This window comes from Desulfobacula sp. (assembly GCF_030611305.1).
Lineage (GTDB): Bacteria > Desulfobacterota > Desulfobacteria > Desulfobacterales > Desulfobacteraceae > Desulfobacula.
Genome location: NZ_JAUWQB010000034.1, coordinates 1 through 12,309, shown reverse-complemented (window position 1 = coordinate 12,309; position 12,309 = coordinate 1). Strand labels below are relative to the sequence as shown.

Annotated in this window: 9 protein-coding genes; 6 read left to right on the top strand and 3 right to left on the bottom strand. The window is 39.7% G+C overall.

The features are described 5' to 3' along the window. Positions 1–13 precede the first annotated feature (13 nt). The 6 genes from QAI40_RS08480 (at position 14) to QAI40_RS08455 (ending at position 8,865) form a co-directional block, all read left to right on the top strand. Positions 14–559 (top strand): 4Fe-4S dicluster domain-containing protein, encoded by a 546-nt coding sequence (locus QAI40_RS08480; protein ID WP_299978640.1) that lies wholly within the window; start codon positions 14–16, stop codon positions 557–559. A 1-nt stretch (position 560) separates the two neighbouring features. Continuing rightward, entirely contained in the window at positions 561–1,427 is an 867-nt protein-coding gene (locus QAI40_RS08475; protein ID WP_299978637.1) for a CoB--CoM heterodisulfide reductase iron-sulfur subunit B family protein, read from the top strand. Continuing rightward, on the top strand, positions 1,424–3,733 hold the full coding sequence (locus tag QAI40_RS08470; protein WP_299978634.1) for an ATP-binding protein: 2,310 nt from the start codon (positions 1,424–1,426) through the stop codon (positions 3,731–3,733). Before QAI40_RS08475 ends, QAI40_RS08470 begins: the two co-directional genes overlap by 4 nt. 6 nt (positions 3,734–3,739) lie before the next feature. Further along, positions 3,740–4,873 carry a hybrid sensor histidine kinase/response regulator gene (locus tag QAI40_RS08465; RefSeq protein WP_299978632.1) on the top strand — a complete coding sequence of 378 codons (1,134 nt, stop codon included), beginning with the start codon at positions 3,740–3,742 and terminating at the stop codon, positions 4,871–4,873. Positions 4,874–4,945: 72 nt separating this feature from the next. Then, positions 4,946–8,308, top strand: coding sequence for an exodeoxyribonuclease V subunit gamma (gene recC / locus QAI40_RS08460; RefSeq protein WP_299978629.1), 3,363 nt, complete (start codon positions 4,946–4,948; stop codon positions 8,306–8,308). After that, a complete protein-coding gene (locus QAI40_RS08455; protein WP_299978626.1) occupies positions 8,305–8,865 on the top strand; it encodes a tellurite resistance TerB family protein in 561 nt (186 codons plus the stop codon). Before recC ends, QAI40_RS08455 begins: the two co-directional genes overlap by 4 nt. A 438-nt stretch (positions 8,866–9,303) precedes the next feature. Here QAI40_RS08455 and QAI40_RS08450 read toward each other — a convergent pair whose 3' ends face one another. From QAI40_RS08450 to QAI40_RS08440, 3 genes are read right to left on the bottom strand one after another with little or no spacing between them, the layout of a single operon-like run. Continuing rightward, a complete protein-coding gene (locus tag QAI40_RS08450; RefSeq protein WP_299978623.1) occupies positions 9,304–10,476 on the bottom strand; it encodes an IS91 family transposase in 1,173 nt (390 codons plus the stop codon). Beyond that, positions 10,473–10,664 (bottom strand): tyrosine-type recombinase/integrase, encoded by a 192-nt coding sequence (locus tag QAI40_RS08445; protein WP_299978765.1) that lies wholly within the window; start codon positions 10,662–10,664, stop codon positions 10,473–10,475. Before QAI40_RS08445 ends, QAI40_RS08450 begins: the two co-directional genes overlap by 4 nt. 14 nt (positions 10,665–10,678) lie before the next feature. After that, complete coding sequence (locus QAI40_RS08440) at positions 10,679–11,335, bottom strand: tyrosine-type recombinase/integrase (RefSeq protein ID WP_299978621.1); 657 nt, start codon at positions 11,333–11,335, stop codon at positions 10,679–10,681. Positions 11,336–12,309 lie beyond the last annotated feature (974 nt).

Sequence of the window (12,309 nt, the reverse complement as noted above, 5' to 3'; positions counted from 1 at the left end):
AAGGGGAAAGGTGATGGGCCAGGCAAATAATAAAGGTTATTTGGAACAGACCGAGACGATCAAGACGATGATACAGACATGCATTCAATGCGGTACCTGTACGGCTTCCTGCCCGAATATTGAATTTATGGACATTACTCCCAGACATATGTGGCGGTTGCTGATGACAGATCATGTAGACCAACTTTTTTCAAGTAAATCTTTTATTATGTGTTCATCCTGCTATTACTGCACCTTAAGATGTCCAAGGGGGCTTGAATTAACAAATGCCATGAGTCAGTTAAAGCAGGTGGCATCAAAATTGAGATTAAAACAGTTTCGACGATCTTCGCTTTTTTACGAAGCCTTTTTAAACAGTGTTAAAAACCATGGCAGGGTCAAGGAGATGGAATTTATGACCAATTATTTTATTTCAATGAAAAATCCTGTGATTCCATTTGCCTATGCATCCTTAGGAATTAAGCTGCTTGCCAAAGGAAAGATTCGGCCTGAATTTTCCTTTGGCCGCAAAGGTAAGTTAACTGCATTGTTTAAAAAAGTGGCGGAACTGGAGGAATGAGATGAAATACTTATATTATCCGGGCTGTTCTTTGGAAGGAACCTCTGCTGAATATGATATTTCCACAAAAGTATTAATGGAAGCTGTGGATGTTCAACTTTCGGAGATTGAGGATTGGACCTGCTGTGGTGCCACCGCAGCCGAGTCCCAGAGTCATCTGTTGTCCTATGTGCTCCCGGCAAGAAATCTTGCCCTTGCCGAAAAAATGAACAGTTCAAACCAGATCCTTGTGCCCTGCAGTGCCTGTTACCTGAATCTTAAAAAGGTCGAAGAGGCTATTAAAAATGACAAGGATCTGCTGAGAAAAATTAATAGTGTACTTGCCCAGGAAGATCTTGTTTTAAAAGGGGATGTGATAGTAAGGCACCTTCTGGATGTTCTGTCAAATGATATCGATATCGAGACAATTAAAGAAACTTCTCAAAATAAATTGTCGGGTCTTACCGTTGCACCGTATTATGGATGCCAGTGTTTAAGACCTTTTACCATTTTTGATGATCCCGAAGATCCTCATTCCATGGATGAATTGATACGAGCAACAGGGGCACAGTCATTTGAATGGGATATGGGCGCTCAGTGTTGTGGCGCATCCAATACCAGCACAAAACCGGAAGCAGGCATGGTGCTTGTGGGAAGAATTTTAAAATCTGCAAAAGGGGCTGATGCCATTTTGACCGTATGTCCCATGTGCCAGATGAACCTTGAAAGCAGCCAGAAAAAGATATCTCATAAAGAAGGGATTGATCTTGAAATTCCGGTTCTGTTCCTTCCACAATTTTTAGGACTTGCCATGGGAAAGACCCAAAATGATGTCCGTCTGGATTTAAATCTGTCAAATCCAGGGAGATTGATAAAAGCGAGGGTATGAGTAATTTTATAAAATATCTAAAACACAGCCTTGTTTCAAAGCTGATTGTTTCTGTCGGGTTGACAGTTATTCTCTCCATATCTGCCTGGGCTTATTTTAATATCAATAATATCAAGACCCAGATCATGAATAATGTCATTGCCAGCACGGACAGGCTGACAAGCTCTATCAAGCTTAGCACCCATTATGCCATGATGCTGAACTCAAGGGATGAAATTACACAGATAATAAATAATATTGCCACCCAGCCGGGAATAGAGAATATCAGGATATATAATAAAGAAGGTCAGATAAAATTTACCAACCAGAAAGAAGAGATTGATAAAAATGTTGATATCAAGGAAGTGGCCTGTGACATCTGTCATCAGCAGGACCCGCCGCCGGCTCGCATCGGTATTCAAAAAAGAACCCGGTTTTTTGAATCAGAAAAAGGCAACAGGTTTTTAGGGATTGTCCAGCCCATCTGCAACGAGTCCGGCTGTGCCACTAAGTGCCATTTCCATCCTGAGCATCAAAAGATACTGGGCACCCTTGATGTGGTCGTCTCCCTCGAGCAGGCAGACCGTCAGATATTGAACATTAAAAGAGGGATGATAAAATTTGCTTTTTTCACCATTTTGATCACATCGATGATCATCTTTTTTTTCAGTTTACAATTTGTAAAAAAACCGATTAGCAAACTGGTTGATGGTACCAGGAGGATTGCAGAAGGTCATTACAATGAGAAGATTGATGTTGGAAAGGATTATGAAATCGGGCTTCTTGGCAAAGCCATAAAAACAATGGGCACCCAGATCGGACTTGACCAGGCAGAACTGAAAAAACAGAGAAACGAATACCAGTCTCTCTTTGAAACTGTGCCCTGCATGATTACAGTTCAGGACAAAGAGTACAGGTTGAAAGCATGGAACAGGGTATTTAAAGAGAGATTTGATCCAAAGCCCGGATCTCATTGTTATCTTGCCTATAAGGGACTGGAAGAAAAATGTACGGATTGCCCGGTTGAAAAAACCTTTGTGGATGGAAAATCCCATTATGGCGAAGCAGAAGGGACGGGTAAGAACGGTGGAAAAAATCACTGGATGTTTATCACATCCCCTGTGAAGGACGCTGAGGGAAACATCGTTGCAGCCATGGAGATGAGTATTGATATCACCCTAAGACGTCGGCTTGAAAAAGAACTTCAACGATCAGAGGAAAAATACCATGCCATATTTAATAATATTTCCAATCCAGTGTTTGTTGTGGATCTTCAAACATTTGAAATCCGTGACTGCAATATCAAAGCGGTTGAAGTATATGGCTATTACAAAGGGAATTTATTAAAGAAATTATTTTCCGACTTTTTTATCGAAGCGGAAAAAAAAGAACTGATCAAGAAAATGAAATCCGGCCAGGAGGTTAACAAGGTGAAGCATCTTGTTAAAAATAACCGGTTCATCTATGTTGATATGTGGGTGTCGCCATCCAAATATTCGGACAGAAAAGTACTTCTTGTAACCATTAATGATATTACCAAACGTCTTGAAACGGAGCAGCATCTAATGCATGCAAGCAAAATGGCTACCCTGGGTGAAATGTCAACCGGTATTGCCCATGAATTGAACCAGCCTTTATCAGTTATTAAATCATCCAGCAGTTTTTGTATAAAGAAGATGAGGAAAAATGAAAAAATAGAGAAAGAGATTTTTAATAAACTTATTTCAAAGATTGACAATAATGTGGATCGCGCTGAAAAAATCATCCATCATATGCGTCAGTTTGCAAGGAAGTCAGAAGTCAACCTTGCCCGGATACGTATAAATGATGTGCTTCAAAGGACATTTGAAATGTTTAACCAGCAACTTAAAATTCATGGCATTGATGTTATCTGGGATAAAAATGAGGCATTGCCGGAAATACTGGCCGATCCTGACAGGCTTGAGCAGGTGTTTATCAATCTTGTCATTAATGCAAAAGATGCCATAGAGGAAAAATGGGAAAAAGAGGGCACAAGACCGGATGATAATGACAGGATCACCATTCTCACACGCTTGACCGATGATAGGGTCATCATTGAGATACATGATACGGGCACAGGGATTCAAAAAGAGGCTGCGGATAAGCTGTTCGAACCTTTTTTTACCACCAAGGAGGTTGGAAAAGGGACTGGTCTCGGGCTGTCTATCAGCTATGGCATTATCAAAGAGTGCGCAGGTTTGGTCCAGATAGAAAGATCAGAGCAGGGGGGGGCTGTCTTTATTTTATCCTTTCCTGTGCTTGATGCGCATGAAGACGATCTGGTGTATGAAAATCATATATATTGAGGGGTTATGATTAATAAAGACCAAATATCCATATTAATTGTCGATGATGAAGAAGATATCCGGGACGTTCTTGAGATTGCATTAAAAGATATCGGATATACCGTATTTCTTGCTGAAAATGGTAAAAAGGCCTTTGAACTGTTCAAATTGAAAAGACCGGATATTGTGATTACTGATATTAAAATGCCGGTTATGGACGGTATTGAATTATTAAGACAGATTAAACGCGAAAGCCCGGCAACAGAAGTTTTGATGATCACAGGGCACGGGGATATGCATTTGACCATTCGAAGTCTCAAATATGAGGCCATGGATTTTATCACCAAGCCCGTTAATGTGGATATTCTTGAAATTGCCATTGAAAAAGCGATTGAAAAAATCGTGGCACAACAAAAGCTTTTGGAATACACTCAAAAACTTGAACTGCTCATTCTTGAAAAATCAAAACTGGCAGACCATCTGTCATCCTTAGGACTGATGATCGGAACCATTTCACACAATATCAAAGGGCTTTTAACCAGTCTTGACGGTGGTATTTATGTGGCACGATCCGGGGTGAAAAGCAAAGATGATGAAACAATTGAAGAAGGCTTTGACTTGCTTGAGCAGGCAGTTGACCGGATAAAGAAGATGATCTTGGATATTTTATTGTATTCCAAGGAAAGAAAACTGAATAGGACCGCTATTGATACAAAAATCTTTATTGAACAGATTAAAGAAATAATTGAGTTAAAATTAAAAGGAACAAAAATTGTTTTTATATGTACTAAAATTAATTTTCCTCAAACCATGTATTTTGATAAAGAATTTATGCTGGCGGCCCTGATCAATATCCTGGATAATGCCATTGACGCTTGCCTGGCGGATACCCAAAAGAAAGATCATGAAATTATATTTGAAATTTCAAGACAAAAAGATCAATTGGAGATTTTGATCCAAGACAATGGCTGTGGCATGGACAGTCAAACAAAAGAAAAAATATTCAACCTGTTTTTTTCTTCAAAAAGTACGAAAGGAACCGGATTCGGGCTTTATATTTCTAACTCTATTATCAACCAGCATGGCGGATCAATTCATGTGACGTCCATAAAAGGAAAAGAGACCGGTTTTAAAATTATCCTGCCGGATGAACCCAAGTAGAAAATAAATGCGTTTGATTGCTGTCGCAGGGTTTGATAGTGTGACAAAACCTGTGAAAATAAGGATTATGTTTTGTTTAATATCTTTAAAAGCAATAAAATGGAAAACCTGATGGATGCGCTGGCATCTGTTTTAAGCCATGTGCCGGATAATCCAATGATGCCTGAATGGATCGGTATCCAGTCCAGGGGGATGAAACAGTGGATCGCAATTCAGATGGCTCAAAACTTTGGTGTCTGTGCAAATATGCATTTTCTTTTTCCAAGGCAGATGGTGGATCAAATTCTCACAAGTTTCAAACCTCTGGAAGATCAGCAGGATAGTTTGAATGAAGATTTTCTTTTCTGGTCCGTCATGAAGCTGCTTAATGAGAACAGGTCGCAAAAAGAGTCATCAAGTGTTGAAAACTATATTAAGGAAGATGAAACAGGTAAAAAGCTTTGTCAGCTCTCCATGAAGATTGCAAAAGTGTTTGACGATTACCAGGTTTACCGGCCTCACATGCTCATTGACTGGCAAAAATATCAATCCCATGAAACCTTCAAAGATCCTGTTGTCCGATGGCAGGCAAAACTCTGGAATCAGGTTGTATCAAAAGACCCCCAAAATCACATATCCTTTAAGGCCCGTCTCTTCCTGGAAAAGTTTTCTTCAAAAACTATCAGCACAGATAATCTTCCGCCACGGATGTCACTTTTTGGCATATCAGCACTGCCCGAACTGTTTTTACAGGTGTTTGAAAAGGTGTCTGAAATAATGGATATAAACCTGTTCCTCCTTACTCCGTCCAACCAGTTCTTTTTTGATATCAAATCAGAAAGACAGATAGGAAGAATGGCCTTAAGGGAAGACACATCGACAGACCCCGAGCTATTATACTATGAAATGACAAATCCGCTGCTGTCGTCTCTGGGAATTTCGGGAAAAGGGTTTCACTCCTGCCTTGAAGCGTTTAATTACCATGAACCGTTTGATGATCTGTTTGCCGACCCCCCAAAGGAATCAGGTGAATTCAATACCATGCTTGCAGTTCTCCAGTCAGATATATTAAATCTTATCCATCGAAAAGAAGGATGCCGGGACGCTCCTGTCACCATTGCTGCATCTGACACATCCATTTGTGTTCATGCCTGTCATTCTCCTATGAGGGAAGCCCAGGTGTTAAAAGATCTTTTGTTAAACGAGTTTGAAAAAGACCCTGATCTTGCCCCCCATGACATCATTGTGATGATGCCGGATATTGAAGCATATGCGCCATTTATCGAATCTGTTTTTTCTTTGGAAACGCCTTTGCCATTCTCCATCAGTGACCGCAGGAAAAGATCTGAATCAGAGCCGCTGGATGCTTTCTTAAAGATATTGGCACTTAAGGACTCCAGGCTTGAGCAAAGTTATGTGCTCGATCTTTTATTGTCTGAATCCATTGCTAAAAAGTTTAACATCACATTTGACGAGATCAGCATGATCGAAAAAATGGTTGAGGATGCCAAAATTTTCTGGGGCAGGGATGCCGGGCATAGAGAAACCTTGGGGTTGCCGCCCTTTGAAGAAAACACCTGGCAGTTCGGATTGCAGCGGCTTTTTATGGGCATGGCCATGCCGGAAAATCAAGATGTGCCGGTACAGGATATCCTGCCATGTCAGTCTTTTGAAGGGCTTGATCTTGAGGTGTTGGGCAAATTAGCAGCCTTTTGTCATACCCTGTTTTCATGTCTTGAAACCCTTACCGGTCAAAAAACAATTGAGAGATGGTGTGAGGCGTTGAAGAAAATATCTGTTTTCCTAATGGATCGAAATTTTAAAAATGGGGAAGACCTTACTTTTCTGATCCAGACCATAGATCAGCTCAAAGAAGATGCTGAAAAGGCAGGATTTGATGAAACAGTCACATTTGATATGATTTTTTCGGTCATTGAGCAGAAGCTTGAATTCAATATTTCCCAGGGAAATTTTCTGGCAGGGAACATCACATTTTGCAATGTCATGCCCATGCGCAGCATTCCCTTCAAGATTGTCGTTCTGATGGGGATGGATGAAAAATCCTTTCCCCGGCAGGCCTTCAGCCCGGGATTCAACCTGATAAAAAAATACCCAAGGGCCGGTGATAAATCAGAGAGGGATGAGGACAGGTACCTGTTTCTTGAGACTCTGTTGTCAGTAAGGTCAAAGTTTATTATCACCTATACGGGGATGAGCATACAGGATAACTCAAAGATTCCCTGTGCAGGGGTCGTAAGCGAGCTTTTGGACACCATGGATCAAAGTTTTATTTTTCAAGAAGGGGTCGGCCATCATTTTTTCCATCCGCTCCATCCCTTTAATGAAGAATATTTCAATCAAAATAATGAATTTTTATCTTTTTCAAAGGACAATTGCAATATTGCAAAGGCGCTTTCCCCAATCAGGCCTGAAAAGGACAGGCCTGAAAAGTCTGTATTTATTCAAGCCTCGGCAGGAAAAGAATCAAAAGACCCGCCGTCAAACCTTGATCTTGATGAAATGATTCGTTTTTTCAAAAATCCTGTTCAAAGTTACATGAAAGAAGAATTGAGCATAAAACTGCCTGACATGGAAGAAAAGACCTATGACAGGGAAGTCTTCTCCATATCCGGGCTGGATCAATATACCCTGGGAAGTTTCCTGGTTGAAAAAAACTCTAACTCTCTGGAGGAAAGAGATTTTTATACAATTATCAAAGCCATGGGCAGCCTTCCCTTTGGAGAGAAAGGCAAATTTGAATATGAAAAAATGGCAAACATTGCAAGCCCTGTAATCAATGCTGCCAAGACCATTGCAAACAAAAAACAATTACCCCCTGTTGTAAGAGAAGTAAATATAGACGGCTTGATAGTTTCTGCAAATTTCTCCGACATCAGGGAGGACGGGGTATATTTCGTGACTTATGGAAAGCTCAATAGCGCAAGACTGCTTTCAGGCTGGATCAGGCATTTGTTTTTAAATATCAGTGTTCCTTCCGGGTATCCCAAAAAAACCATTCTTATCGGGCGGGATCCTAAAGGAAAAAAGCCTGTGCTAACCTGTTCATTCCCTGCTTTGGGAGCAGATGCACTCAAATATTTCAAGGAGTTGACTCAAATTTATGAGAAAGGGGGAGAGCAGCCTTTTTATTTTTTCTGCGAAACATCCTGGCAATTTGTTCAAGCCATAGCAAAGGAAAATCTTGAACTTGACCTGTCAGAGCCCGACCTGTCAGAGCCTGGCAGGGATTTGATTTATAAGGCCATGAATAAATCGATGACCAGCTGGTATGGCGGGTATTATCAAACCGGGGAAAAAGAAAACAGGTATGTATCTATTTGTGTTGAAAACAATGACCCTTTTGAAAATGTTGATGCACTTTTTTCCTCAGGGTTTGTCCATAATGCTATAACCGTGTATAAACCCTTGCTGGAAAATCTGAAAACAATATCATGAAGCCTTGGTACCCGTTGTTTCTATGGCCTTATACCGGCAGAAAAAAACTTGTCAATCACACCCTGGCTGTGTTCAGGATAAAAAAAGGATATCACAGAAAGATGTTTGATTTAATAAAAAAAATTATTGGCAGTGACAATGGTAAAGCAGAGACCAGAGACCAGGATATTCTAAACGCCCATTTGGCGTTGACAGTACTGCTGCTTGAGGCAGCCTATGCAGATGGTGAGTGCAGTGGGGAAGAAAAAGAGCATCTTGTTGCAACACTTGTGACAAATTTTGGGATATCCAGGCAGGAAATTGATACCCTGCTCTCTGACAGTGATAAAGAACACAGAGAGTATGTGGACCTTTTTCGTTATACTCGCTTTATTAACGAAAATTTTTCCGAAAAGCAAAAGATCGACCTGATGGAATCTGTCTGGCGCATCATTTTACTGGACGATCACCTTGAAGCGCATGAGGACCACTTTGCCCACAAACTTGCAAACCTTCTTCGCTTAAGCCATAACGACTTGATCAACGCCAAACTGCGGGCAAGAAAACAGCTTTCATGAACTTTTTTATCTCATGAGAGAACATTGTAAACCCTCCGCCCGCATGGCCTTTCTAAGTGCGGACTTACAGGGATAGTGTTCAGGATTTTTCCCTCCCTGAAAAGCTTGGTTTATAGAAGAGCGTTTTATCTATCATTGCCTAAGATTTCAAAATAGCAATAACATTTTTCAATGATTGATAAAATGTGTGAACTGAATTATTTAGGTGGGGCTATGGGGATTATATAATTTGCTTTTGATTCATTAATCCAAAATTATTTTTTAACAACAAACTTTTATTTTGGAAAAAGTGATATTTCCATTCTTTTATGTAAAAAATACCCATCTCAAAATGTATATATTTCATTTGATTGTATCCCATTTTTTGTTTTAGACATAACTATCCGGTATCGCTAATGTGACGATCCTTGCTGTCTTGCACTCCCATTAAAATCGTTATCAGGAAGAATTTAAAAACTGATTTGGTAATTTTTTAATGATCGTCATTTTCCCTTCTTTGCACTTGGGGCAACATAAAAGATCATGGCCGGTCAATCTGTGCATCATCTCAAGATATGTCTCTTCTGTTTTCTGAGGTATTTTGGCATCAGGATCAATCAGCTTTCGGATAAGCTTGATCGCTTGCTTTTTATTCCTGTGTGATAAAAATCCAAAATACCGAATTTTCATAAAATTATGCGGGAGCACATGAAGCAGGAACCTGCGGATAAACTCATGAGCAGATACTGTCATTGTTTTGGATGTATTATTGTCAGCCCTGTCCCTGTATTCAAAACATACCTGGCCATTATCAATGGATTTGATCCGGTTGTTTGATATGGCCACCCGATGTGTATATCGACCAAGATACTCAAGCACCTGTTCAGGACCGGCAAAAGGACGTTTGGCATAGGTGTTCCATTTCACCATAAAAAGTGACTGAACAAAACTTGTGAATTCCTGCTTAGACTTATATTTTGCCATTTTGCCTTCTAAAGACAGTTCATTATTCAAATATGCTTTTTTTAAAAGCCCAAGATATCGTTTCTTGAACTCTTTTGACAGAGACTGCGCCCTGAACAGAAACGATTTTTTTGAAGGATTCCATCGGTTTTTATCAAAGGAGAGAGCGCCTCCTGCAACAAGGCAATGAATATGAAAATGATCTGTAAGCTTTTGCGACCAGGTGTGAAGAACACTAATAAACCCAAGTTGCCCTTGGACCTTCCACTGCGGATCACGTGCAAACACCTGCAATGTCTGACTGACAGCAGCAAAAAGATAACTCAACATGATTTTTGGATTAAGCAATCTGATGGGATTAAGCTCATGGGGTATGGTAAAGACCATATGAAAATAATTGCAGGGCAGCAAATCTGCCTTTCGATCATTGAGCCATTTTTCTTTCACCATGGTCTGGCATTTGGGGCAGTGCCTGTCCCTGCAGGAGTTATAGGCAATTCGTTCAAAACTGCAATGGTCACACTGTTCAACATGACCCCCAAGTTGAGCAGTACGGCAAATCTTAATCTTGTGCATGACCTTAAGTTTTTTGTAAGGCAGATTCGTTTGTTTCTGGTATTCCTTGCCGTAAAGACGAAAAATATCTCCAACTTCATGTTTGTTTTTCATTCTTTCCCCTCCTGATCCCCATACATACAGTCAAGAGGGCTTTTAAGTTCTGTTACTCTTTCTTGTACCAGGTGAAGATAAATGAGGGTGGTTTTTATGGAAGAATGCCCAAGGAGTCGTTTGATGGTGTAAAGATCTGTTCCCTGGGTAAGGAGGTGAGTTGCAAAGCTATGCCTGAGAGTGTGTATCCCTCGCCCTCTTTTTATGCAGGCTTTTTTTTTGCGATGTCATAAGCTGAGCTGGCCCCTGAATAGCCAATGTGTTTTTCTTTATCATAACCGGGGAAAATCCATTTGCCGGGTTTATATTTTTGCCAATATACTCTGAGTTCATCAAGCAAATGACTGGATAAGACTGTATAACGATCTTTTTTGCCTTTGCCTTGTTCTATCCTGATCATCATTCTTGAAGGGTCACTTTCAATATGTCTGGGTTCAAGTCTTACAACCTCACTGATTCTAAGGCCTGCACTGTATACCGTTTTAAGTAAGGTTCTGTGTTTAAGGTTGGCTGTAGATTCAAACAATTTTTTCACTTCTTCAATACTCAAAATATTTGGAATCTTTTTGATTCTTGGTCTTGGGGGTAATTTAAAATTAGTCTCATCCCATTGCAGAATATTTTTATAAAAATAAGAAAGCCCAGACAAATGAACATTGCAACTTCCCCAGGATAATTTGCATTCTTGAAAAAGATGGAGCAGATATTCCTGGATCTGTTCGTTATTAATCAGATCCGGAGATTTGTTGTGAAATTTTGCAAGCCTCTTAACCGCAGCCAAATAATTTTTTATGGTGTAGGGTGAAAGCCGATGAAGAATCATGTGATTGACAAATTGGGTTCTAAGATCATGGCCCATTGTAATACCTCCTTGATAAAAATTAATGAAACCGGCCGATGATTAAGCCGCAGGAAGTATTGTAGATTTATTTTGAAAAAAAGAAAATGTTGATTGAATTTTAGCAGTTGGGACGCACACTTCCGCGAAGCGGTTCAGTTCTTATTAATAGGGCTCAGTCCGGATGAAATTTGGGAACCACTACATCTGGCATCTTATGTATTCCCAGAATAGAACTTCCCATTCAAATATATAACCCGGGACATTGACACTGACAATTTTTCCAGATTACACTTACTAATATAATTAGCAGATCCTGAAATTCTTTTCCGGAGTTTGAACAAAAATTATCTCTATGAGATCGAAGACCTTCCCAAACAAAAAAACACCGAAGAATCAGATTCAAACTTATACACATCATTACTCTATTAATTGTTGTTTTCACTTGAATTGTTTAAAAAAATCTGCAAATATTGAATTGATATTATGAAAAGAAAATCCCTTTCACTTTCATAATATCTTCCGGTTCAGGGAGCCTTCACCGGCTCCCTGTTTTTTTGAATTGAAACTCCACATCCACAATTTCAAACGCTACAACAAGACATCCGATGAATAAAGCTTTTTAAATTAGGATTTTGATTAATGATTTTTTTCTCCAATAAAATTGACTGTTGCGTAAGGATATAAAAAAAATATGGGTACTATATATTGTGGCCGGTTGTTTTTGAAAAAAAATTAGATTATAGGGAAAAGTCCACAGATTTTTCAAGCCATGTAAAGCATTGATGAATGGACAGTAGTCAGCCCTTTCAGTTTTCCAGTGTGATTTTGCTATCTTTAAAACTTTATCAAAATTTGAATTGATATCATTTGATACCATGAACGCTTTTTTGGTAGTTTTCATATAGTAGCAACTTTTAATCACCGACCTCCTGCATAGCAGGAGGTATGATGAAGCCCCCTCCGAAGGGGGCATTGTGTTAGGAAAGCCCCTC

What these genes read in the sequence shown, in the direction of transcription:
- QAI40_RS08475 (WP_299978637.1), top strand. Translation starts at nt 561, where the DNA reads ATGAAATACTTATATTATCCGGGCTGTTCTTTGGAAGGAACCTCTGCT.
- QAI40_RS08440 (WP_299978621.1), bottom strand. Translation starts at nt 11,335, where the DNA reads ATGGGCCATGATCTTAGAACCCAATTTGTCAATCACATGATTCTTCAT.
- QAI40_RS08480 (WP_299978640.1), top strand. Translation starts at nt 14, where the DNA reads ATGGGCCAGGCAAATAATAAAGGTTATTTGGAACAGACCGAGACGATC.
- QAI40_RS08465 (WP_299978632.1), top strand. Translation starts at nt 3,740, where the DNA reads ATGATTAATAAAGACCAAATATCCATATTAATTGTCGATGATGAAGAA.
- QAI40_RS08470 (WP_299978634.1), top strand. Translation starts at nt 1,424, where the DNA reads ATGAGTAATTTTATAAAATATCTAAAACACAGCCTTGTTTCAAAGCTG.
- QAI40_RS08455 (WP_299978626.1), top strand. Translation starts at nt 8,305, where the DNA reads ATGAAGCCTTGGTACCCGTTGTTTCTATGGCCTTATACCGGCAGAAAA.
- QAI40_RS08450 (WP_299978623.1), bottom strand. Translation starts at nt 10,476, where the DNA reads ATGAAAAACAAACATGAAGTTGGAGATATTTTTCGTCTTTACGGCAAG.